Origin of the sequence: Paraglaciecola sp. (genome assembly GCF_039943935.1) — a bacterium.
Classification (GTDB): Bacteria; Pseudomonadota; Gammaproteobacteria; order Enterobacterales; family Alteromonadaceae; genus Paraglaciecola.
This window is the reverse complement of record NZ_JBDUZQ010000021.1, coordinates 256073-279175: the sequence shown is the minus strand read 5'-3', so window position 1 is coordinate 279175 and position 23103 is coordinate 256073. Positions and strand designations below refer to the sequence as shown.

Here is a 23103-nt window from a genome sequence, read left to right as displayed (position 1 = left end):
ATACGTGATTGCTTCGACAATCAAAAATAAACAGAAATCGAATCTAAATGTAGTCATTTCTAGTGTCACAGGTTGATGGTTTGGCTAGCTAATTGAGTGATTTTTATTTAAGCTAACACTTGTACGCTGAAAGCAGACCACTTTGTTAGTGAAAATCATTAACATATACAAAAATTTCCTTGAAGGGTTAATCATGAGAAGAGCGGTAATTACTGGGCTTGGTATAGTCTCTAGTATTGGTAATAATGCAGAAGAAGTCACTGACTCACTTAGAGAAGGACGTTCGGGCATTACATTTTCAGAAGAATTTGAACAAGCGGGCATGCGTAGCCAAGTTTGGGGCAAAGTTGATTTAGACATAAAAGATCATATTGATCGTAAAACTTTGCGTTTCATGGGCGAGGCAGCAGGTTATGCTTACATCGCTATGGAACAAGCCATCACAGACTCTGGGCTAACAGAGGATATGGTGTCTAACTTAAGAACGGGTATTATTGCTGGTTCTGGTGGAGCATCGTCTAAAAACCAAGTTGAAGCAATAGATATTCTGCGTACTAAAGGTGTGAAGCGTATTGGCCCGTATATGGTTACTCGTTGTATGGGAAGTACAGTGTCAGCTTGTTTGGCAACCCCTTTTAAAATTAAAGGTGTGAATTATTCAATTAGTTCAGCATGTTCAACTAGTGCACACTGTATTGGCAATGCGTTAGAGCAAATTCAGCTAGGTAAGCAAGATATTATTTTTGCTGGTGGTGGTGAAGAGCTTCATTACACTTTGTCTGCTGAATTTGATGCTATGGGTGCTATGTCTACTAAATATAACGATGACCCCACTAAAGCGTCTCGCACTTATGATGCTGACCGTGATGGTTTTGTAGGTGCTGGTGGCGGTGGCATGGTTGTAGTTGAAGAGCTAGAACATGCTTTGGCTCGTGGCGCTAAAATCTATGCTGAAATTGTAGGTTATGGTGCGACATCAGATGGTGCCGATATGGTTGCTCCATCGGGTGAAGGGGCGGCGCGTTGTATGCAACAAGCTATGCAAGGTTTAGATAAGCCAATTGACTACATCAATACTCATGGTACTTCTACTCCGGTTGGTGATGTGAAAGAATTATGGGCAATCCGCGAAGTGTTCGGTGATACAACCCCACCATTGAGTGCAACTAAAGCGATGACAGGTCACGCTTTGGGTGCGGCGGGCGTCAACGAAGCCATCTATAGTATTTTAATGATGGAAAACGACTTTATCGCTCCGTCTATCAATGTAGAAAACTTAGATGAAAAAGCTGAAGGCATGGATGTTGTTACTGAGACCCGTGAAGGTGCTTTAACTACTGTAATGTCTAACAGTTTTGGTTTTGGTGGCACTAATGCCACATTAGTCATGCAAAAATACCAAAAATAATCGTTTATCAAACGTGCAAAATGACAAAAGCCAGCTTATGCTGGCTTTTTTATTGTTTGGGTTTTGTACTTTTAGGAATGGATAAATGTCTAAAAACAAAAGTAATTTATGGCAAGTATTTAAAGGTGTTGCAGCGAGTATGTTAGGGGTGCAAAGCCACTCCAACTATGAAAGTGACTTTGAACAACCATCTTTTATACCCTTTGCAATAGTGGGAATTTTATTTGTTTTAGGCTTGATAGCGACTTTGATCTTATTAGTAAATGTTATTACCTAACGAACCAAATTCAAAATAGGTCTTTACACTTTATACACCTCAATTCTTCTGCTCATATCTTGAGCTACAGAAGATAATTGTAAACTTGAAGCTGATAACTGTTCAGCGCCTACCACGTTTTCTCTGGCTTGAGTCTCAATACTAGAGATATTTTTATTAATACTCTGTATGACTATATTTTGCTCTTTTGTTGAAACGGAAATGGTCTGTGTAACTTTGTCCACCGATTGACAGTTTTCAACTATTTTTGCTAATACCGAAGATATTTGGTTAGCATTAGAGACTGCTTCCTTGGCTTGTTTATTACCACTCTCAATACTAGAAAATGCTTTTTCTGAACTTTGTTTAAGCACATCAACAACATCTGATATTTCTTGTGTGGATTGTTGGGTGCGTTTGGCTAAAGAGCGAACTTCGTCTGCGACTACAGCAAAGCCTCGGCCTTGCTCTCCAGCTCGAGCTGCCTCAATTGCAGCATTAAGGGCGAGTAAATTGGTTTGATCTGCTACTGATTTAATGACATCTACCATACCTAAAATATCATTTACTCGATTGTTGAGCTCTGTAATTGTTTCGCCAACGTTGGCAACTTCTTTAGCCGTGACTGTGATCCCACTTATGGATGTTTCTACTGCTTTTTCACCGTTGACTGTTTCTTTTGCTGCGTTTTCTGCACCCGTAGACGCAACGTGCATATTTTCCATTACTGACTTAACGCTGTCGCTCATTTCTTCAGTTGAGTTGGCAATGTCAGAGATCTCTCGTTGCAGCTGAGTCAAGTTGGTTTGGCTTTGATTGGTCGCTGCTGCGGCTTCATTTGTGGCTGATGTTATTTGATTAGCTGCTTCTTGAAAACTCATTAAATCTTGTTTTATTTCTAAAAAGGTTTGATTAATCAACGAGGCTATTGCTCCTAGTTCATCTTCAGAGATAACTTGTATTGAATCAGTTAAGTCTTTCTGACTATGAACTTTATTCATGATTCTATTGATTTCGTTTGACTGGGAGGCTCGCAGCTTTATAGTGCTAAATACTGCATAAGTTACTAAAAGCATTAATAATAGAATGACTAATTCAGCAATGATAAAAAAGCGCTCTCCTGCAATTTTTGATTTTGAATAGCTTGAAATTTCATCAAGTAATACCTGTTCAGAATTTCTCAAGGTGTTTAACCTAACAGTTGCGGTACTAAACCACTCTGTTGGATTTACACCAAAATTGTTTTGATTTTTTCTTGCAATTTCTCGATAGCGCTCAACATCTTTATTGGCTTTAGCATTGATAAACTGCTCTATTTCAATTTTAAAATCCGCAGTTGAAACTGCGTATGCTGATTGGATGTAGACGTCTTGTTTGCTTATAAGCTCTGCAAACTTTAAGAATAGTTGTGGTGTAAACGCGTCCTGCGAGAATACGTTACTAAGAACGGCACGTTCAATACCGGCTTGTTCTTTTGCATACGCGAGGTTATATAAGGTTAGAAAACGTTCTGCAGATTTAGTCTCTTCTAATTCAGCTGCCAAAATTCCATTTAGATCTAGAATTAGCTTATTATTGTTAGTATAAAAAGCTAGAGCATCAGGTAAAGATATAGTTAGCGAATTGATTTTGCTCCGAGTGTTTAGTAATTGGCTTAAATTGGTAATTAATTGACTAATGGTTTGGTTAGTTGATGTGTGGTAGTTGCCTTCTTGGTAAAAATTTTTCAAAGCTTGTAAGCTTTTGTCAGTCAATTGCCTTTGTTGCTGAAGCTCGGATTTAAAGTTACTTCCTTTAGAACCGATGTAACCCGCAGACATCCCCCTCTCTTTTTGTAATTCATGCACTAACTGACTTGTAAATTTGGTTAACTCGGCATCTGCTACGTTATCTTGTGCTTGCTCAAACTGGTGGTATTCTCTCGTTAATTCTAAGCTCATAAAAATGACCAGAACAAGTGATGGGATGAGTGTTAATTTTGATAAGTGTTTAGATAGCCAACGTTTCATGCCAAATTAGTCCTACAGTTAAAAGTGGTTGAGAAGTTATTTTTATAAGTGGGTCATTAAAGCTAAGTACTTAAAGTAAACTAACCCTGAATAGTGGATTGGAATGCTAGGTATATGCTGAAAATTCTTGCGATACTAGATACTAATAAACGCCCCTAATACCTTATCTTATATATTGCCCTAATACTTGAGGTTATTTTTCTAAATACTTTTTTTACCAATAAAAAAGGGTTAATCCAGGTTACGAACAATAATCGCCATACACGGGTTATTTAGCAAACTTGCATTAAATTACAGAGCCATAATTATAACTAATGCTCTCTTGGCTTTTTGAACGAAGGCCAGCCATGACATAATGCGTGTTTAGACGTTAACCTATTTTGATAAGAGTTAAATAAAACATGAAAATCTATTATGAAGACAGTATGCCTTATGCTAATGAGTTTTTTGCTGAGCTTGGCGAGTGTCAGGTGTTTTCTCATAAAACTGTTAATGCTGAAACCTTAAGTGACGCAGATGTTTTACTCACTCGCTCAACCACTAAGGTTAACCATGTCTTACTGGAAAAAAATGATCGGTTGAAGTTTGTCGGCACCGCTACTGCGGGAACTGATCATGTTGATAAAGCATACTTAACCGCAAAAGGTATTCCTTTTACTTCCGCTGGTGGTTGCAATGCTGTGGCGGTAGCTGAGTATGTGCTTAGCGCAATGTTTGTGATGGCGGAGCGCCTAGATTGGCAAGTTGCAGATAAAACGGTTGGTATTGTGGGGGCGGGTCATGTGGGCACTGTGCTTTCAAACGTTTTAGCTGTTTTGGGGATTAAACATATGTTGTGCGACCCGCCTCTTAAAGATGGCGGAGATAGCCGTGAAATGGTCGATATGAATGAGATTATGGGGTGTGATGTCATTACTTTACATGTACCTTTTGTTGCTGACGGACCTTACGCAACGCTGGATTTGTTTGGCACTACTCGATTGTCACAACTAAACGAAAATCAGTTGTTGATTAACGCGTGTCGCGGTGAAGTTGTAAATAATAAAGAAGCACTAACTTTGTTTAAACAGGGCAAACAGTTAAATTTAGTCTTAGATGTTTGGGACAATGAGCCAAATATCGAGTTAGAACTGGTTTCTTTTACGGCGCTGGCAACGGCCCATATTGCAGGACATACCATTGAAGGGAAAGCTCGTGGTACCGAAATGCTATATTTTGCATTGTGTAAGCAACTTGGCGTGAAGCCTACTAAAAAGTTGTCAGACTATTTACCTACTGCTGCAGATAGTCAAAAACCATTGCCAAAATCAGAAGGTTTTTGGGAAGTGATCAAAGATTTAGTGTTGGACGTGTATGATATATCTGTTGATGATAAGCAATTTAAACAGAAACATGATGGGGCTGAATCATTTAGATATATCCGAAAGCACTATCCTATAAGAAGAGAGTTTTCTGCAATGACCGTAAATGCTGGAAATTCTGTTCATTCAAAGGCAATCTACGGCCTTGGATTTTTAGCGCCACAATAAGTGCTAGAAAAACTGTATATAAACTATTTATTTTAATTTTTTAGGAGTATTAGAACCATGTCTCGGGCCTTTGATGTCGCAGTGTTGGGCGCTACTGGATTAGTAGGACAACATATGATCGAAATTCTTGAACAGAGAAACTTTCCGATCAACAAACTTTATCCATTAGCCAGCGCACGTTCAGCTGGTGGAAAGGTGACCTTCAAGGGAAAAGAGATTACCGTTCTAAATGCTGATGAGTTTGATTGGAGCCAAGTACAACTTGGGTTCTTTTCTGCTGGTGGTAGTGTTTCTGAAAAATTTGCACCGATAGCAGCAGAAGCTGGTTGTGTGGTGATTGATAATACCTCTCAATACCGTTATGAAGCTGATATTCCTTTAGTTGTGCCTGAGGTTAACGCCCATGCATTAGCTGATTTCCGTAATCGTAACATCATAGCTAACCCTAACTGTTCTACTATTCAAATGATGGTAGCACTTAAGCCAATTCATGATGCTGTTGGTATTGAGCGTATTAATGTGTCAACTTATCAATCTGTATCTGGCGGCGGTAAAGCAGCTATTGATGAGCTTGCTCATCAAACTGCAGCTTTATTAAGTGGTAAAGAAGCTAAGCCAGAAGCGTTTAGCCGTCAAATCGCTTTTAACGTTATTCCTCAGATTGATGTGTTTATGGATAATGACTACACCAAAGAAGAAATGAAAATGGTGTGGGAAACTAAAAAAATCATGGGTGACGATACTATTTTAGTAAACCCAACGGCTGTACGTGTACCGGTATTCTATGGTCATGGTGAAGCTATCCATATTGAAACGCGCTCTCCAATTGATGCAGAAGAAGTAAAGGATTTACTAGAAAATGCGCCTGGTATTGTTCTTCACAGAGAAAGAGAAGCGTTTCCTACTCAAGTAAGCAGTGCTAGTGGTAATGATGATACGCATGTGGGCCGTGTTAGAAATGACATTTCACATCCAAATGGAATTAATTTATGGGTTGTATCTGATAATGTGCGTAAAGGTGCTGCTACCAATAGTGTTCAGATTGCTGAGGCTTTAATTAAAGACTACATGTAGTTTTTTAAGTTAATAATTGTTTGTATTGAGGGCTAAACCTGTTCTGGTTGTTCTGGCCCTCATGATCCCTGAATTTTTGCCGATGTCTAATAAACCATAGCTTTTTTTAGAGGGGTGTAGTGTTTTATCTCGGATAATCAAAAGCTTGGCAATCTAGATCATATAGAGCATCTAGTTTATAGTTGTATAATATTTATGTTTATATTTCGAACTTGGAATATGAATTGCTAATCCCTGCTGTTATGCCTACTTAAAGCCAGTAAAATGACGCCGGGCGATACAATGTAAATTGTAAAACAATCAACGGTAGAACCTTAATTTAAAGGTTTTTAACAAACTAATTCGAGTTGTAAACATTGAGCGTTAATTTGTAGTGCAACATCTGATTAATAAAATAAATATCATTAAGCAAGAAGGAACCATATGAATTTGCGACTGAGTGCATTGCCACTTTTGATATTGCTGAACTTCATAACGGCTGTTTATGCTGCAGACTTCGAACAAGTAAAGCTCAGAGGCCCTAAGGACTCTACTGCACACCTTTCTGGTGTTGTTTATGGACCAATTGAATCAACCGATACCTTATGGCAAATCGCTACCCGTTCTAGAACTAATTCTGCGAATAGCATTTATCAAATCATGTTAGCTATATATGAGCTAAATGAAGGGGCCTTTGAAAACGAAAATATTAACCTAATGATGGACGGGGCAATGCTACAACTCCCGTCGCAACGATATATTTCAAGGATTGATAAGGAGCAAGCAAAGCAACGAGCAGAGTTGGACGCGAATAGATTACGAGAGCCATCTGAGTCAGAAGATCTTTCTACGAAACAAGAAACCCTTAGTGCTGAAGCTTTAGATGAAACAAAACAGTTATTAGAGAAAAAACTTGGCGCAATTGACGAGGAACAAACTCGCCAGTTTATGGCGATTAGGAAACAATTTGCCGAGTCAATCAGTAACGTTCAGAGCATATTGGATGAAAACCAAAAGCTATTTGAGCGTCTCGAAAAAGTTAACAGTGATATTGATGAGATAAAAAGTAAAGAAGAGCAAAAAGCCCAACAAATGGAAACTATGGGTGAGAGTATTGAAGAGCTATTAGCTAAAGCCCGTCAAGAAGAAGCTGAACGAGATGCTCAAATGAAGGCATCTAATACGTCATGGTTTGATGAACCTATCAACCTAATATTAAGCTCAGTGCTGTTTGTATTTATGTTGCTTGTAGGCGTTGCTGTTTGGCTGATTAAACGTAAGGGAAGCGAGCCTAAACCTGATGCAGAGGATGAACTAGAAAATCTTCCTTTAGATTTGCATGCTGCAGAAATGGATGATTTATCTGATGCTCTTAGTGCTGAATTGGAAGGTGATTCAGATGATGAGTTAGATGATGATAACTTGTTTGGCGATGATGATATTTTAGACGATGTTCTGGCTGAAGAGTTAGAAGAGTCTCTCGATGACTCCATAGATGAGCTTGGTGACGATACCTTAATTGATGATAGTTCAGATGTATTTGACGACTTAGGTGATGAAGTTTTAGATGATGATTTTGAGATTGGTTCTGACACCCTTGAACAAGAAGATTTAGATAGTTTATTTGATTCAGATGAAGATTTGTTAACTGAGGTTAGTGATGATGGCATTGGTGGAGATGACTTACTAGGTGAAATTGGTAGTACTGAAGAAACTGAAAGTTCAACCGATGTAGCTGAAAATACTAGTTCAAAAGATGAAATAGAAGATTTACTTGAAGACGAATTACTTTCCGATATTGAGGACGATTTGGGGGAAACTCCTTCAATTGAGCCTGTAGATGACGAAAATGAACAACCTGAGATAAGTATTGACGACTTATTGAACGAACCTTCAGCGGTAGATGAAGGGGGTTCTTTATTGGATGAGTCCGAAGAAATTAACGAAGATATCTTAGACAATTTAGATAAAGAAATTAATAGTCAAAATGAAGAGCTGGATGCAGTTACTAGTAGCTTGATGGACGACTTAGAGCAAGTCGAGCAGATGGATGATGCGTCAGGGGAAGATGGTCTTGATGGGAGCGAAGAAACACAACTTGGAATTAAGACCCTAGATGAGTTAGCTGTGAGCCTTGACGATGATATGTTGCTTGATTCTGATGATACAGAAATAGATATCGATGATATTTTAGATCAAAGCTCTAATCCTGAACCTGAACCTGAACTAGAGCCAGAACTTGAAGCTGAACTCGAACCAGAAGTTGAAGCTGAACTCGAACCAGAAGTTGAAGCTGAATTAGAGCCAGAAGTTGAGACTGAATTAGAGCCAGAACTTGAAGCTGAATTAGAGCCAGAGCTTGAAGCTGAACTAGAGCCAGAACTTGAAGCAGAATTAGAGCCAGAACTTGAAGCTGAACTAGAACCAGAAGTTGAAGCAGAATTAGAGCCAGAGCTTGAAGCTGAACTAGAGCCAGAACTTGAAGCTGAACTCGAACCAGAAGCTGAATTAGAGCCAGAAGTTGAGACTGAATTAGAGCCAGAAGTTGAGACTGAATTAGAGCCAGAAGTTGAAGCTGAATTAGAGCCAGAAGTTGAAGCTGAATTAGAGCCAGAGCTTGAATCTGAACTAGAGCCAGAAGCTGAAGCTGAACTAGAACCAGAAGTTGAACTTGAGCCAGAAGTTGAATCTGAACTAGAGCCAGAACTTGAAGCAGAATTAGAGCCAGAACTTGAAGCTGAACTAGAACCAGAAGTTGAAGCTGAACTAGAGCCAGAACTTGAAGCAGAATTAGAGCCAGAACTTGAAGCTGAACTAGAACCAGACGTTGAAGCTGAACTCGAACCAGAACTTGAAGCTGAACTAGAACCAGAAGTTGAAGCTGAATTTGAGCCAGAACTTGAAGCTGAATTAGAGCCAGAAGTTGAAGCTGAATTAGAACCAGAAGTTGAGACTGAACTCGAACCAGAACTTGAAGCAGAATTAGAGCCAGAAGTTGAAGCTGAACTCGAACCAGAAGTTGAAGCTGAACTCGAACCAGAAGTTGAAGCTGAATTAGAGCCAGAAGCTGAAGCTGAACTAGAACCAGACGTTGAACTTGAGCCAGAAGTTAAATCTGAACTAGAGCCAGAACTTGAAGCAGAACTAGAGCCAGAAGTTGAGACTGAATTAGAACCAGAAGTTGAAGCTGAATTAGAGCAAGAAGTTCAAGCTGAACTAGAGCAAGAAGTTGAGACTGAATTAGAGCCAGAACTTGAAGCTGAACTAGAGCCAGAAGTTGAATCTGAACTTGAACCAGAGCTTGAAGCTGAATTAGAGCAAGAAGTTGAAGCTGAACTAGAACCAGAGCTTGAAGCTGAACTAGAGCCAGAACTTGAAGCAGAATTAGAGCCAGAACTTGAAGCAGAATTAGAGCCAGAAGTTGAATCTGAACTAGAACCAGAGCTTGAAGCTGAATTAGAGCCAGAACTTGAAGCTGAATTAGAACCAGAACCAGAACTTGAGGCTGAATTAGAGCCTGATCTGGATACGGACTTGGAGTTCGATTCCACATTCGAACAAGAACTTGGCGACCACAATACCTTAAATGAGGACCAGCTTGAAAAGGCGTTAGAAGATTTTGAGAATGAAGAGCTAGATGAGGTTTTAGAAGATCTGACATCCAATGAAAACTCTTCAATCAGTTCTCTTGATGACCTAGAGTTTTCCATGGCTTCTGATGACTTTTTAGGTGGTGATGAAAAGTCTATTGATAAAGTATTGCAAGATTCTCTTAATGAATTACCTGACTTGAATGATATTGCGTCAAATCCGGACTTTGATGATTCGATACTTGAAGACGCGTTAGAAGATGATGCTCAATTGTCTCCTGTTGAGGATAATAGCGAACTTGAAGATATGCCTGGTTTAGGTGATTGGTTAACAGAGGATGAACAGCCTCAGGCAGATAATAAAGATGGTACTCAAGCTATTGACGAGCTTGAAGAATCAAGTTTTGATGAGATGCTTGAAGCTATTGATTTAGATAAAGATGATGATTTAGGGTTCGATATCCCTGCTTTGTTAGATGAAAATACAAGTGACAGTAAAGCAGAAGAGTCTATAACTCTGTTAGACGAAGAAAATGATGATGACTTTTTAGATGTTGAGTCGTTACTAAGTGATAGTGTAAATGCTGAGGCTGACGAGCTTACTGAAAATGATTTTGATCTCGATGTAGATCTTGAGCCATTTGTTTCTGAACAAGATAGTTTAGAAATGATCGACGTTGATGCTGATGATGGTTTAGGTGCTAAGTTAGATTTGGTGCAAGCATATATTGAGATTGGAGAGAATGACTCTGCCAAAGAATTGATAGATGATGTTGTTGCTAACGGAACACCAAAACAAGTTGCCGAAGCTAAAAAATTACTAGAAGACCTAGATTAAAGTTCTTTTAAGCTGAAATTAGTACTGATTGAATGAATTTTGGTATTTTATCTGTCTCTTTAATTCATAGGAACGAATGTCAACTAGACTTCTATCAAGTTAGAGTTGATTACCATTAATGTTTAGTCAAATTGGATGCTTAAGTGAAATTTTATTATATTGTTTTTAGTGTGCTTTTGAGTGGTAGTGTTTTTTCTGCAGAAACGTCTATTTCAGTCGTAAGTAATAATAACGAGGCCATATCGAATGTAGTCGTTACGCTTACGTCTAAAGAGATTAAAACATATGAGGCTCCAAAAGTCCTAGCGGTTATGGATCAAGTTGATACTCAATTTCTCCCTCATGTTTTGATTGTTCAGCAAGATAGTAAGGTAATTTTTCCTAATTCAGATTCTATTAAACATCATGTGTACTCTTTTTCATCAGCTAAAACATTTGAATTACAACTCTACAAAGACCTAGAAGCAGAACCTTTACTGTTCTCTAATCCTGGTATCGTTGAGTTAGGTTGTAATATTCATGACTGGATGTTGGGGTATATCTTTGTTGCTGATACACCTTATTTTGCAAAAACCGGAATTCAAGGAAAGGTTAACCTAGATGTACCGGAAGGCGATTACCTTGTTAGAGTCTGGAATCCAAGGTTTCAAGAAGAAGAAGACGTTTTATCTTTCCAATTATCGATTCCCAGTCAGAACTCTCTTACCGTTAAATTGGTGAATTCTTTATTACCGGATTTGAGTGACTATGAAGAAGGTAACGACGAATTTTCTGAATATGAATAGATCAAGGTTAAAACAGATTCAAGTTTTAATCTTGGTTAAAAGTCTGTTCTATTCTTGTAAGGGCCTTTGTCTATTAATGCTTTTAGTGTGTTCTTCGAAGGCTTTAGCTTTAGAAGTTAAGGGTGTCATTCAGGCCAATTTTGTTGTTGCTGATGGTCATGCTTCTTGGTTTGAACATGGTACTGGTATTTTGGCGTACTCTGAGAACGGTTTTAATATACAACAAGCGCTGGTTAAGGTTTCTGATAGTTACTCAAACGGATTCGGTTTTGATTTAGTCGCAAATTATTACCAATTAGGATCTCAAAACCTAGGTATATCTCAAGCACAACTCGCATATAAACCGTTAAGTAACAGTAAACTTAGATGGCGAGCAAGAGCTGGTTTTTTCTATCCTAAGATGTCTCTGGAAAATGTAGATACTGGATGGTTATCACCATTTACCTATACCCAATCAGCAATCAATAGTTGGATTGGTGAAGAGTTAAGAGTAGCTGGAGCTGAATTCACGTTATTTAGCCCAGGTCGTAGTAGAAAAAGCCCATTGTCTTGGGAGTTGCATGGGGCTGTATTTAAAGGGAATGATCCATTAGGGACTGCAATCAGTTGGAGAGGCTTTACTCTTCATGATAGACAAAGTCTGAATAACGATAAGGTTCCTTTTGCGGCCTATCCATCGGTCGTTCAGGAAGATCGGATATTCCACCCCAATTACGTTGAGCCTTACCACGAACTAGATGGTAGGTTGGGGTTTTACTTAGGTGCTCATCTGGATTATTTTAAACAATCAAGTTTGCGGTACTATTTTTATGATAATCAAGCCGATCCATTGGTTGTTAACTCTCAGAGACTATACGCTTGGCGTACTAAGTTCCATTCTTTGTCAATACAACATAAATTTACGTCCAATACACGAGTAATCGCTCAATGGATGTCTGGAAGCTCGAACATGGGGCAAAGATTTGTTTATATTAACTTTGATGCTTGGTATATCATGTTTAGCCATAAACTAAAGAAACATAGATTCACAGCTAGGTTAGATGATTTTCAGGTTAGGGAAGATGATATTTTTCTATGGGATCCTAACAATAGCGATGGTAAGGCTATTACACTAGCGTGGCGTTATGATTTAAACAAGCATTGGCAAGTGGGAATTGAACAGCACTTTAATGAAAACTCTTCTGACATAAGGGCTACAGTTGGTCAAGATGTAAGTATTGATCAACAACAGAGCTTAGCCGTGATTCAGTATCGTTGGTGAGCCACAGTTAATATTGGAATAGAGTCAAATACTTCCTTGCTTTTCGATTACTAATATTCTGGCTTCACCCTTTGGGACGGCACTATGTTTGGTTCCTTTAGCTCCATAAAATATGTCACCTGGTGTTAAAAGTGCTGACGTTTTCACTTCGGCTTTTTCATAATGCATAGTCACTTCGCCATCTAGAACTACAAACACCTCTTGACCATCATTCACGTGCCATTGATAAGCCTTTTCAGTCCAATGCAAACGTGTGGTGATGCCATTCATATTAGCAATCGTTTTTGCTGCCCATGATTTTTCTGCCGTAAAGGACTTTCCTCTAATGATTTCATTCATCTTTTTTCCGGTGCTATATCTTTGATGTTCAGGCTAAAGTCACATAATTCAGTTCTCGAATATTCGGTATGGACACGCTGAGTTGATGCTGGGTGATGTTGTAAACTAACTCCCGGTCTGTAAGCAGTCGATGGGCGTATGGGCCTTGGTGTAAAACCACCCCCACAATTTGGGCAAACATTTTCAAGTAGGGTGCTGACACAGTCGAGACAGAAGGTACATTCGTAAGAGCAAATATATGCTTGTTCTGAGTGAGCTGGTAAATCACAATCACAGCACTCGCAATTAGGTTTAATATCTAACATTTTGTTTCTCTTTTATTACACCAGTGATATTCCATTTGCGTGGCTGTTTTTAGTACAAGGGAAGCGCCGAACAACTTTTCGACTATATGTAAACTCATATCTATACCAGCAGAAATACCGGCGGAGGTGATAACTTGAACGTGATCAACCCAAGGTACATTCTCAATAATGGGACTATTTGGAAAAGCATCTTTAAATTCATCTATATTCTCCCAGTGTGTAGTGCATGTAAGGCCTTGCAAAACTCCAGCTTTCGCTAGTAGAAATGCACCTGTACACACAGAAGCAATAATAGTGACTGTTTTTGCCTGCCGGGAGATCCATTCTATGACATGTGGCTTAGTTAATTCATTGGCGTGAATACCGCCAGATATAATCAGTACATTGAGCTGAGGATGATTATGAATAGTAAATTTAGGTAAAACCTTAAATCCTGCTCTAGCGTTAATACATCTTACTGTTTCACCTATCAGAAAAACGTTGCTAATTTCTGATTGCGTTTGCAAATGAGCGGCCGTAGAGAAAACTTCAAAAGGCCCTGAAAAGTCTAATACTTCGGCATTATCGTAAAGATAAATTCCTATATTTATTGAGCGGCTTGATAACTGCATTATATTATTTCTGCTTTTGAGAATATCTTTAATACTTGCTCTGTTAGCTTTGCTCCTGCTAGTTCTGGTGAGCCTGATGTAAAAGGCGGAGCTGGATTGTACTCTAGCCCTAATTGAATCATTTTCGCTAGGTTCTCGCCAAAGAGCTGTGCCACCACCGTTAGTCCAAAATCAAGACCAGCGGTTGCTCCTCCTCCCGTTATACGATTACCGTCAATGACGACTCTTTTCTTAGTAGGTGTTACATTGAACCTCTTTAATATGCTCAAGGTTGCCCAGTGGCTCGTCGCCTTAAATCCATCAAGCAGCCCAGCTTTAGCAAGAATGAGTGAGCCTGAGCAGACTGATGTTACATAACTTGCATGGTTACCTTGTCGCGAAATAAAGCTCATGAAGACTGGGTCATCAGATACTACTTTTTGTCCAAGGCCGCCAGGTATACATAGCAGGTCCATTTGTGGCGCGTCTTGAATGGTGCAAGTTGGGTTTACTGAAAAACCTGCATCGGTTTTTACGGCATCATAAGTTGCACCAATTAAGTGAACTTCAGCGTTAGGAAGCTGGCTGAATACCTGAGCTGGAGCAGTAAAATCAATTGCTGTGACCTGTCCATAGACGATAAAACCAAATTTCATGGATTGCCCTTATGAGTAATAATGCAGGTAAGATTAACCATTAAGTTAATTGACATAAATGACATAAAAATATATTTTTATGCCATTATTGTGTTTGTGATAGAGAAAATAATGAAAAGTAACACTCTCGAAACTGTAAGTCGTCGGGTGCTATTTGTGATATTTGAGCAATTCGAACTATTAGACTTATCAGGTCCATCTTCAGTATTTAATGGCGCTCAAGGATTGTTGAAAAGCCCTTCATATAAAGTGTTACCCGTATCTTCATCTGGTGGGCTTATAAAGTCTCGCTCTGGTATTGAAGTGAATAGTCAAAAGTTAGCATCTATTACAGTTAGTGATCATGACACTGTTATAGTGGTGGGAGGGAGCCGTGATGCTATCAAAAAAGTAATATCTGATACCTTGTTACAAGATTGGCTAATAAATAATAAGCCCAAGGCTGAACGTATCGGTTCAATTTGCTCTGGAGCACTAGTGTTAGCGGCATTTGGCTTTTTAGATAATAAAAGAGCAACCACCCATTGGGCTGATGTCGCTCAAATGGCTGATGAGTTTCCCGCTGTTAATGTTGAGCCAGATGCTTTGTATTGTATCGATCATAATATTTGGACTTCAGCTGGAGTAACAACAGGAATTGACATGGCCTTGGCAATGGTGGGCCAAGATCATCATCATAAAATAATGCACGAGATTGCCAAATGGTTGGTGGTTTATGTGCACCGTCCTGGACATCAATCGCAATTTAGTGAGTTACTTGCAGTGCAAAATAACCATAAATTTTCTGATGTTTTATTATGGTTAGAAGATAACTTATCTAAGCCTATAAAAGTCTACGATATGGCTGCAAAAGCGTGCTTGACAGAGAGAACTTTCTATCGGAAATTTACTGATGAGATAGGGACTAGTCCTTCTAAATTTTTAGAGAAAAGGCGTTTAAATAGAGCTAAGTTGTTATTGGAGCAAGGGGAGGTTGTAAAAGTCATTCATCAAAAAGTGGGTTATCAATCTGAGTTGGGTTTTCGGAAGAGTTTTGTTGCAATGTTTGGCGTGTCACCTGCTATGTATAAAAAAATGCATTGCAAGTCGTGTAGCTAAAAGAGTAAGCATGCTAGCAGGCATAAGTATTATGCCTGCTAGCAGCTTGTATTTAGAAGAAGCTATAAACTAATGTAAGTGAAGTTTGTGTATCTAGCTTTTCGGTTCCTTCAGTCACGTCAGTGTTGTGGTCCATAATCAAAGATACTTTCATAGACAGTGCACCGCTAACTTGTGCTGAAACTGAAGTCTCTGACTTCGATTTAGTGTTATCACTACCAACTTCCGTACTAAATATTTGCTTGAATGTAGAGGTATCAGAAATTTTCCATTGGTAATCAAAAGCCCCCCTAACGATCAAGCTATTTTGTTCAACATCTTCAATCGTTTCATTAAATGAGTAACCAGGACCAATACTGTAATTGAATTGGCTGCTGTCATTTTCCCATACTTTTTGAGACCAACCAGCTGCTAACGTTGATTGATAGTTATAACTACTGAACCTATTGTCTGAATATGAAGCAAAGGCAAACAATCTGTGGTCAGGGTTTTCTAGTTTGTAATTCCCTTGTCCTGATAAGAAAAACTGCTGTGCGGTGGTTTCAGAAGGTTGAAGTACTCCCTCTTCGTCTTCTAATTTGTCTTTCTTATATAAAGCCTCAAGTACAAAGTCGTTGCTCCACATTGTTAGCTCTTGGTGTGCAGATAGCTTACCTTTAATTGTGCTAGTTTCGGTGTTTCCAGTAGTAGCGATATAACCAAATTCACCATCCATAGTAAATGGCTTAACTTCATCCGCTGCGTAGGCATTACCCGCTGCACTAAGTGCTAATAAAAAAAGATGTTTTTTCATTGTTATGTCCTGTTGTATATATCGGTATTAGTAAAGCCTGTATTTTCATAACTTTACGGGCCCAACAAAACTTGTTGAACTGGTTAATACCATTGATTTTAAAGAAATTGGTAAACTAAGGTGACGGCAGCTTCAGTATCGAGCTCTTCATCCTGATCGTTAATCCCAGAGTCATGATTGAGTATTATACTGAGTTTCATCGCTAACGCACCTGAAAGGCGTGCAGATAAAGAACTTTCTGATTTAGTTTTAGTATATTCAGCATCAGCTTCGGTACTGAGAAATTGTCTAAAGGTTGCTTGAGGAGATATTTTACATTTATATTCCATTGCCGCTCTTACTATAAAACCATTTTGGTTTTCAGTAATAGTGTCTGGTATTTCGTCAGAAATACTGTAGCCAGGTCCTATGCTATATCTTAGTTCGCTTTGTTCGTTGTTCCATAACCTAGAGGACCAGCCTGCAGCTATAGCAGCTTGATAGTTGTAATCATTAAAACGATCTTTTTCAAAATCACCATAAACAAAAAAACGGTTATTAGGATCTGTTAACTTGTAATCGAATTGACTTGATAAAAATAGCTTTTGAGCACTTGCGACATCTTTGGTTTTTCCATCCACTTTAGATTCACTCTGGGTATATAAAAAGTCCCCCACGAGTTGATAACTCCAAGCTTTTAGTTCTTGGCTAATATTTAATTTGGCTATAGTGGTTGAGGTATTGGTATTGCCATTGATGAGTAAAAAACCGAGTTCACTGACGACTGATAACTCTTCTTCATTAAGATTTGGTCTTTCAGTCAAGTACATTGACTTCATGATATCTGGCCTAGCGTAACTGCATTGAGAAGCTAGTAATAATAAAAAAATTAAAAACTGTCGCATTGATTAATTGGGTATTGTGTTTAATGTAAATAGTTTGTGAAAAGTATATCGAAAAGAAAGGCTTAAGTAGATAGTCAGTATTATAATAAACTATAACTATTTTTATCAAGCACTCACTTTATTTTCACCCTAGGACAGTGATGGTTTCATAATGTTCAATATATTTTCAGATTCCATAAGGGCAAATTTGATTGCATCTTCTAAATCTTCTGTATCGACATTTAAATAATTGAGTATTTCTGGGGTGACTAAATCGCTTGTAGAGTAATAGTCGTCATTTGTCATAGCTACAGCAGCTCTAGCTGATGTGTAGATAACAGCTACATCTATATCTTCTAAAGCTTTATCTTCATTATGGGCATGCATCACTGGCAAATAAAGTTGAGGAGGTATCTGCCATAACTCCAGTAGGTTAGAACTACAGTTTGCATAATTAAATCCCAATATTTTTTGTTGTAAATTCCAAGGGGAAGTTTGCTTATCATAACTACCGCACTGAATTGCTAGGTTAGGCGCGTGCATGGCAACTAACAGTTCTCCAATGTTATGAAGTAATCCTAATAAGAAGAAGCGTTCACTTCCTCTAATTTTTACTATTTTTGCTAGATGTTTAGCAACTAATGCAGCATAAATGCTTTGTAACCAAAACCTTTTTAAATCAATGACATCACTGCTAAAGTGTTTAAATGCGGAGCTGGCTGTTTCAGCCATCACCAGGTTGTACAAAGCTTCACCACCAATCACATTAATTGCTTTTGATAAAGAGTCGATTTGAGATTCAAACCTAAACAATGGGCTATTTGCAAGCTTGAGTAATTTTGATGAGAGCAGGGGGTCTAATGCTATTAAGCTTCCTAGGTCATTTAATGAGGATTGCTTGTCATCTAACATGGCCCTTAGTCGCAAACAAACATCCGGCAGCGCAAATGATTGACTCGCTACTTTCGCAATATCGGTTGGTTGAATGGGGGGCATGTTTTATCCTTCTGCATTTAATATGAATCTATATTAAACCAGTGCTTGAGAAATCAGCGTCTCTTCTTAGCGTAATAGGTATGAGTAAAGATATATAAAACGTAAATATCGTGGCAATGTGATGAATCTCATAAAAATCATAATCTAGCGTCTAAAAACGTGTCTGCAAACATAGTGATAGAAGGTTGTTTCAGCATTTTTGTATTGTGATTTTGATAGAAATTAAGAATTTAATTGAAAATAATAGCTCACTAACTTTATAGTCAGTTGCCTTAACTCTTTAGAAATTAGAATTTACGTAATGACGCCCAAACACATACCTGAATGCCTTATCAATACAAATGGAATTAATGTGAACTTTGATAGTTTTGGTAATGAGGACGCGCCTGTAATAATATTAATAATGGGGCTAGCCACACAAATGATTTTTTGGGAAACCAAGTTTTGTGAACTTTTGGCCTCAAAAGGATTTCGCGTGATTCGATTTGATAATCGAGATGTGGGTAAAAGCACCTGGTGTGATGATCTGAATGTTCCTTCTCATTTAGCGTTGTTGGCAAATATTTTATTAAAACGAACGTTAAAAGCGCCTTACAGTTTAAATGATATGGCTAAAGACACGTTAGGCTTAATGGATGGACTTCAGATAGATCAAGCTCATGTAGTTGGGGCTTCAATGGGAGGAATGATCGCTCAAGCTTTAGCGATACGGTCACCAGAGAGAGTTAAATCTTTAACGTCTATTATGTCTACCACAGGAAATAGACAACTTCCTAAACCTAAGATTACTTTTCTTTCTAATTTGTTTAAACGGCCCCCTAAACAAGCTGATCAATTTGTGGCATTTGGGTTGTCTTTATGGAAAGCCTTGCATGGCAACACTTATGGATTTCAAAAAGAAAAGGTGTCAGAGTTACTTAGGTTGTCGGTACATCGAGGGCTTAACCCTAAAAGTAATGTTCGTCAGCTTGCTGCCATATTAAGCTCAAAGGATAGAACGGAGGCATTAAAAGCAGTCAAAATCCCAAGCTTAATTCTACATGGAGATAGCGACCCGCTGATACCTGTCGCGTGTGGACATGCCACAGCCCAGGCTATTCCCCATTCAAAAATAAAGGTTTACTCGGGAATGGGGCATACATTGCCCGATGAGTTACTGCCAGAGATAGCGAACGATATTCTGGAACTAATAGGGGGTACTAGTTAATAAGATCAATAACAACTTATATATCTTCTGACGCATCACCTAGTAAGTTTAGTTGTGGTGAAGGGGTTTCCCCTGATTTTTTACGCCTTGTGTTTTGTCGAGCGCGTTTTTTTCGAATGCCACAGGCTTTGACGATTTTACTTTGCACGTCTTGTTCTAGTTTTGTCCAGTGTAAACGTTCGTCTCTGGAGCGATAGCAACCTAAACAAAATCCCTTTGGCCCTGATTGGCAAACGCCAATACATGGGCTAGTAATTTCAAAGATTTCAATCTGCTTCACGATGGCCTCAGGTGTTATCGGTCAAAAACGTTTACGGTATTTGAGTCTAGCATACCAAGGTTTTAAGACTGAAAAATACACAAGTATTAAACCAGTAAAGGTAAACAGCAGAGATAAGCCTGCTGCTCCAATCAACAAGGGATGATTAAAGTCTTCACGGTCTTGGTAATCCATAATGTGTAACATCCAGAAAAAATCATACAGGCGCCATATGTCACTGCGTACCGAGGCTATTTTTCCTGATTGTGGGTTGATATAAAAACTTGTGTGTATCCAGTCATCAAAATTGACTTGATACATTGGCAGATTTAAATGTCTAACCTCAAAAGGAATGGTTTCTAGGTTCTCAACCGTTAGAGCATTAGCTCTGTTGGCATGGCGGTATTCAGCTAACTTTAGAGTGGCTGAGGGCGTTAAAAGCTTGACCTCTGCCCCTGTTGAAGGGTGTAACCAGTAGGTTTGCTGGTGAGAATTTTGAGCTTTAATTAACCAGTCTGTTCCTCTTTGAACCCAACTTAGTTGCTGCCAGTTTGTAAGGGTAATATCGTTTGATAGTGAAGGCTTTATAATTTGGTCTATCTTGGGAGGCAATACAAGGTGCTTACCTCGTACTTTTTCTATGGGAAATGCGCTCATCACCAGTCCGCCACTTATCCATAATAAAATCTGTATAGCGACTAAATAGGCTATCCATTTATGTACTTTGCGCCAAAATTTCATTTGTTTCCTAGAAAGAAAAGGCTGCACTATGCAGCCTTTATTATTTACAAAAAATACAGGAGTTAAATTACCAAATTTTCACTCTGTCTTCTGACTTAATGTACATAGCGTCACCTTCTTTGACATCAAAAGCCCTATAAAAAGCATCAACATTGCTGGCGATGCCGTTTACACGATATTCGCCAGGTGAGTGGGGGTCACTCAACAATCTTGCTCTTAATGCATCTTCGCGGTATTTGCTACGCCATACTTGGGCATAACCCATGAAGAAACGCTGGTCACCGGTTAATCCGTCGATAACAGGCGCCTCTTGGTTCTGAAGCGACATCTGATAGGCTTTGTATCCTATAGTAACACCTGATAAATCGCCTATGTTTTCACCTAATGTTAGCGAGCCATTTACGTGCTGTCCTTCGATTGGCTCAAACTTGTCAAACTGGGCTACTAGGTTTTTACCTAATGCATCAAAAGCTTCTCTGTCTTGGTCTGTCCACCAACTACGTAGATTACCGTCGCCATCATATTTTGAGCCTTGGTCATCAAAACCATGCCCCATTTCATGACCAATTACGGCACCAATGGCACCATAATTAACGGCATCATCGGCGTCCATGTTAAAGAAGGGCGGTTGTAAAATACCGGCTGGGAATACAATTTCATTCCGTATTGGGTGATAATAAGCATTAATGGTTTGGGGCGTCATGCCCCATTCTGATGTATCAACAGCTTTGCCAATTTTGTTTACTTCATGAAAGTGATCAAAGCGTGAGTAGCGTAAATAGTTGCCTACTAAGTCATCTGCGCGTATTTCTAGTTCAGAATAATCGCGCCATTTGTCTGGGTAGCCAATTTTAGGAGTAAAGGCTTCTAATTTTTGCAGCGCCGCTTTTTTTGTTTCTGCGGTCATCCAATCTAGTTGTTGAATGCTTTCTCCATATGCTTTCGTTAGGTTAGTAACTAACGCATCCATTTTGGCTTTTGCCTCAGGCGTGAAATGCTTGTCTACATATTGTTGCCCTAATACTTCACCAAGTACACTACTAGTAGAGGCTACTGCACGTTTCCAGCGAGGTTGTTGTTCTGGAATGCCATTTAGAGTGGTGGAGTGAAAAGCAAAATGTAAATCCACAAAATCTTGACTTAAACGAGGGGCGTAAGTATCCACTAAATTGTAGGTTAGGTAGTCTTTCCAGGTTTGTAGACTATGAGAAGCAAAGATATTGGCTACTTTTTCGAAATAAGGCATGTTTCTGACAATTACGTCTTGTACTTGCCCTATACCACCGACCTCTGCGTATGCGTTCCAATCAAAGCTGCCAAGTAAAGCATTAACTTGAGTCGCAGTTTGCTTGTTGTAATTTTTTTCTGCGTCACGGCGTTCAACACTAGAAATATGGCTGGCTGCTATGTCTTTTTCTAACGCCATTAGTTGACTGGCTGCATCAGTAGCAGACGAGAGCCCTGTTTTTGCTAATAAGTCAGCCATGTAGGTTTGTGTTGCCGCTCGGAAATTAACAAACTTTTCATCTTCTTTACTGTAATAGTCTCTATCAGGCAGAGTTAAACCACTTTGATATAAATACAGTGCCTCGATAGTAGGATTTTTGGCGTCTGGGGTATTGTAGTAGCCAAATGGGCCAGCTACTCCTAAAACATAAAGCTCCCCAAAAATTTTAGATAACTGTTCCATGTTTTCTATAGCATTTATGTCATCTAATATCGGTTGCAATGGTGTTAGTCCCAAGATATTTGCCAACTCAACACCCATGTAGCTGTTGTACATGTCTCCTAATTTTTGAGGGTTTGAGCCTTTCTCTGCATTACTTTTTGCTGCGTTTTGGATCAGGGTTTTAAGATTTTCTTGTGTGTCGTCATAAAGAACATTGAAGACACCGTATCCTGATTTATCTGATGGGATCTCTGTTGTCTTTAGCCAGGTACCGTTTACATGTCTGAACAGATCATCTTGAATACGAACTGTGTTATCAATAGCCGTTAAATCAATACCTGAGGTGAGTGGCGTTTGCACTTCTGTTACGCTTGGTACTGACTCTTTTTTGGTTTCTGGGGGAGTGCATGCACTCAGTCCTAACGCGAAGCTGATACCTAACGCTAATATATTAAATTTATTCATTTACCTGCCTTATTTGAAACACACTGGAATGTGGAGCAATCTTCGCTGCTCTCATTTTTTATTTGAATAATCAGCTTCTTAGTCTACTAATAGTAATCACTAACTGCAAAGTAAGCAGAAGATTATGTGTGTGGAATTGTTTCTATACCATTTAAATGCCGATCAAGTGTTGTATTAGTTTCTGATTTTGCATTATCAGATACTAAAACATGGTGCTAGTTATTTGTGTTGGTACGACTGGCCTTTATTATCATTTTATTTGTTTTTTCAATTCATTCCATACTTTGTGGGCATGATAGATGCGATTGAAAACGTTAGAAGTATTTCCAGTAGTTACTACCGATAACGTTTGCTGTAATTGGTAAATCGTTTTTTGTAAAAATAAAAAAGGAC

20 protein-coding genes are annotated in these 23103 nt (G+C 38.8%); 9 read left to right on the top strand and 11 right to left on the bottom strand.

The features are described from left to right. The first annotated feature begins 193 nt into the window (after nt 1-193). Both fabB and ABJD71_RS13290 read left to right on the top strand, forming a co-directional pair. Nucleotides 194-1408, top strand: coding sequence for a beta-ketoacyl-ACP synthase I (gene fabB / locus ABJD71_RS13295; protein WP_348170127.1), 1215 nt, complete (start codon nt 194-196; stop codon nt 1406-1408). A gap of 85 nt (nt 1409-1493) precedes the next feature. Continuing rightward, nucleotides 1494-1685, top strand: coding sequence for a DUF2970 domain-containing protein (locus ABJD71_RS13290; protein WP_348170124.1), 192 nt, complete (start codon nt 1494-1496; stop codon nt 1683-1685). 23 nt (nt 1686-1708) lie between these two features. Here ABJD71_RS13290 and ABJD71_RS13285 read toward each other — a convergent pair whose 3' ends face one another. Next, a complete protein-coding gene (locus ABJD71_RS13285) occupies nt 1709-3673 on the bottom strand; it encodes a methyl-accepting chemotaxis protein (RefSeq protein ID WP_348170121.1) in 1965 nt (654 codons plus the stop codon). A 401-nt stretch (nt 3674-4074) separates the two neighbouring features. Here ABJD71_RS13285 and ABJD71_RS13280 point away from each other — a divergent pair, with 401 nt between their 5' ends. From ABJD71_RS13280 to ABJD71_RS13260, 5 genes are all read left to right on the top strand, one after another. Further along, entirely contained in the window at nt 4075-5202 is a 1128-nt protein-coding gene (locus ABJD71_RS13280; protein WP_348170119.1) for a 4-phosphoerythronate dehydrogenase, read from the top strand. A 57-nt stretch (nt 5203-5259) separates the two neighbouring features. Then, nucleotides 5260-6276, top strand: coding sequence for an aspartate-semialdehyde dehydrogenase (locus ABJD71_RS13275; RefSeq protein ID WP_348170116.1), 1017 nt, complete (start codon nt 5260-5262; stop codon nt 6274-6276). Nucleotides 6277-6699: 423 nt separating this feature from the next. Next, the gene (locus ABJD71_RS13270) at nt 6700-10683 is read left to right on the top strand and encodes a FimV/HubP family polar landmark protein (protein WP_348170113.1); all 3984 of its coding nucleotides are present in this window, start codon (nt 6700-6702) and stop codon (nt 10681-10683) included. Nucleotides 10684-10826: 143 nt separating this feature from the next. Beyond that, complete coding sequence (locus tag ABJD71_RS13265; protein WP_348170111.1) at nt 10827-11468, top strand: methylamine utilization protein; 642 nt, start codon at nt 10827-10829, stop codon at nt 11466-11468. Between the two features lie 76 nt (nt 11469-11544). Then, entirely contained in the window at nt 11545-12729 is a 1185-nt protein-coding gene (locus ABJD71_RS13260) for a hypothetical protein (protein WP_348170108.1), read from the top strand. A 24-nt stretch (nt 12730-12753) separates the two neighbouring features. Here the strand turns inward: ABJD71_RS13260 and ABJD71_RS13255 are convergent, their stop codons facing one another. From ABJD71_RS13255 to ABJD71_RS13240, 4 genes are read right to left on the bottom strand one after another with little or no spacing between them, the layout of a single operon-like run. Further along, entirely contained in the window at nt 12754-13068 is a 315-nt protein-coding gene (locus tag ABJD71_RS13255) for a cupin domain-containing protein (RefSeq protein WP_348170105.1), read from the bottom strand. Beyond that, nucleotides 13065-13373 carry a DUF1272 domain-containing protein gene (locus tag ABJD71_RS13250; RefSeq protein WP_348170102.1) on the bottom strand — a complete coding sequence of 103 codons (309 nt, stop codon included), beginning with the start codon at nt 13371-13373 and terminating at the stop codon, nt 13065-13067. The genes ABJD71_RS13255 and ABJD71_RS13250 overlap by 4 nt, the downstream gene beginning before the upstream one ends. Next, on the bottom strand, nt 13367-13984 hold the full coding sequence (locus ABJD71_RS13245) for a DJ-1/PfpI family protein (protein WP_348170099.1): 618 nt from the start codon (nt 13982-13984) through the stop codon (nt 13367-13369). Before ABJD71_RS13245 ends, ABJD71_RS13250 begins: the two co-directional genes overlap by 7 nt. Next, nucleotides 13984-14619 carry a DJ-1/PfpI family protein gene (locus tag ABJD71_RS13240; protein WP_348170096.1) on the bottom strand — a complete coding sequence of 212 codons (636 nt, stop codon included), beginning with the start codon at nt 14617-14619 and terminating at the stop codon, nt 13984-13986. Before ABJD71_RS13240 ends, ABJD71_RS13245 begins: the two co-directional genes overlap by 1 nt. A gap of 111 nt (nt 14620-14730) precedes the next feature. On the opposite strand from ABJD71_RS13240, the gene ABJD71_RS13235 reads away from it, so the two are divergent. Further along, nucleotides 14731-15717 carry a DJ-1/PfpI family protein gene (locus ABJD71_RS13235; protein WP_348170093.1) on the top strand — a complete coding sequence of 329 codons (987 nt, stop codon included), beginning with the start codon at nt 14731-14733 and terminating at the stop codon, nt 15715-15717. Between the two features lie 52 nt (nt 15718-15769). On the opposite strand, the gene ABJD71_RS13230 is transcribed toward ABJD71_RS13235, so the two are convergent. From ABJD71_RS13230 to ABJD71_RS13220, 3 genes are all read right to left on the bottom strand, one after another. Further along, on the bottom strand, nt 15770-16510 hold the full coding sequence (locus ABJD71_RS13230) for a DUF481 domain-containing protein (protein WP_348170090.1): 741 nt from the start codon (nt 16508-16510) through the stop codon (nt 15770-15772). A 98-nt stretch (nt 16511-16608) separates the two neighbouring features. After that, the gene (locus ABJD71_RS13225; protein ID WP_348170087.1) at nt 16609-17328 is read right to left on the bottom strand and encodes a DUF481 domain-containing protein; all 720 of its coding nucleotides are present in this window, start codon (nt 17326-17328) and stop codon (nt 16609-16611) included. Nucleotides 17329-17523: 195 nt separating this feature from the next. Beyond that, nucleotides 17524-18369, bottom strand: a complete 846-nt coding sequence (locus ABJD71_RS13220; RefSeq protein WP_348170084.1) for an HDOD domain-containing protein — start codon at nt 18367-18369, stop codon at nt 17524-17526. Nucleotides 18370-18670: 301 nt separating this feature from the next. Between ABJD71_RS13220 and ABJD71_RS13215 the strand changes: the two genes are divergently transcribed. Beyond that, on the top strand, nt 18671-19576 hold the full coding sequence (locus tag ABJD71_RS13215; protein WP_348170081.1) for an alpha/beta hydrolase: 906 nt from the start codon (nt 18671-18673) through the stop codon (nt 19574-19576). Nucleotides 19577-19592: 16 nt separating this feature from the next. Here the strand turns inward: ABJD71_RS13215 and ABJD71_RS13210 are convergent, their stop codons facing one another. From ABJD71_RS13210 to ABJD71_RS13200, 3 genes are all read right to left on the bottom strand, one after another. Beyond that, entirely contained in the window at nt 19593-19856 is a 264-nt protein-coding gene (locus ABJD71_RS13210) for a DUF1289 domain-containing protein (RefSeq protein WP_348170078.1), read from the bottom strand. Nucleotides 19857-19877: 21 nt separating this feature from the next. Next, a complete protein-coding gene (locus ABJD71_RS13205) occupies nt 19878-20576 on the bottom strand; it encodes a hypothetical protein (protein ID WP_348170075.1) in 699 nt (232 codons plus the stop codon). Nucleotides 20577-20643: 67 nt separating this feature from the next. After that, on the bottom strand, nt 20644-22710 hold the full coding sequence (locus tag ABJD71_RS13200; protein ID WP_348170072.1) for a M13-type metalloendopeptidase: 2067 nt from the start codon (nt 22708-22710) through the stop codon (nt 20644-20646). Nucleotides 22711-23103: the final 393 nt, after the last annotated feature.

Excerpts from the sequence above, each read along its gene's own strand:
- ABJD71_RS13280 (WP_348170119.1), top strand. The coding sequence starts at position 4,075 with ATGAAAATCTATTATGAAGACAGTATGCCTTATGCTAATGAGTTTTTT.
- ABJD71_RS13230 (WP_348170090.1), bottom strand. The coding sequence starts at position 16,510 with ATGAAAAAACATCTTTTTTTATTAGCACTTAGTGCAGCGGGTAATGCC.
- ABJD71_RS13270 (WP_348170113.1), top strand. The coding sequence starts at position 6,700 with ATGAATTTGCGACTGAGTGCATTGCCACTTTTGATATTGCTGAACTTC.
- fabB (WP_348170127.1), top strand. The coding sequence starts at position 194 with ATGAGAAGAGCGGTAATTACTGGGCTTGGTATAGTCTCTAGTATTGGT.
- ABJD71_RS13220 (WP_348170084.1), bottom strand. The coding sequence starts at position 18,369 with ATGCCCCCCATTCAACCAACCGATATTGCGAAAGTAGCGAGTCAATCA.
- ABJD71_RS13275 (WP_348170116.1), top strand. The coding sequence starts at position 5,260 with ATGTCTCGGGCCTTTGATGTCGCAGTGTTGGGCGCTACTGGATTAGTA.
- ABJD71_RS13260 (WP_348170108.1), top strand. The coding sequence starts at position 11,545 with ATGCTTTTAGTGTGTTCTTCGAAGGCTTTAGCTTTAGAAGTTAAGGGT.
- ABJD71_RS13240 (WP_348170096.1), bottom strand. The coding sequence starts at position 14,619 with ATGAAATTTGGTTTTATCGTCTATGGACAGGTCACAGCAATTGATTTT.
- ABJD71_RS13215 (WP_348170081.1), top strand. The coding sequence starts at position 18,671 with ATGACGCCCAAACACATACCTGAATGCCTTATCAATACAAATGGAATT.
- ABJD71_RS13225 (WP_348170087.1), bottom strand. The coding sequence starts at position 17,328 with ATGAAGTCAATGTACTTGACTGAAAGACCAAATCTTAATGAAGAAGAG.
- ABJD71_RS13255 (WP_348170105.1), bottom strand. The coding sequence starts at position 13,068 with ATGAATGAAATCATTAGAGGAAAGTCCTTTACGGCAGAAAAATCATGG.
- ABJD71_RS13200 (WP_348170072.1), bottom strand. The coding sequence starts at position 22,710 with ATGAATAAATTTAATATATTAGCGTTAGGTATCAGCTTCGCGTTAGGA.
- ABJD71_RS13250 (WP_348170102.1), bottom strand. The coding sequence starts at position 13,373 with ATGTTAGATATTAAACCTAATTGCGAGTGCTGTGATTGTGATTTACCA.
- ABJD71_RS13205 (WP_348170075.1), bottom strand. The coding sequence starts at position 20,576 with ATGAAATTTTGGCGCAAAGTACATAAATGGATAGCCTATTTAGTCGCT.
- ABJD71_RS13290 (WP_348170124.1), top strand. The coding sequence starts at position 1,494 with ATGTCTAAAAACAAAAGTAATTTATGGCAAGTATTTAAAGGTGTTGCA.
- ABJD71_RS13285 (WP_348170121.1), bottom strand. The coding sequence starts at position 3,673 with ATGAAACGTTGGCTATCTAAACACTTATCAAAATTAACACTCATCCCA.
- ABJD71_RS13245 (WP_348170099.1), bottom strand. The coding sequence starts at position 13,984 with ATGCAGTTATCAAGCCGCTCAATAAATATAGGAATTTATCTTTACGAT.
- ABJD71_RS13235 (WP_348170093.1), top strand. The coding sequence starts at position 14,731 with ATGAAAAGTAACACTCTCGAAACTGTAAGTCGTCGGGTGCTATTTGTG.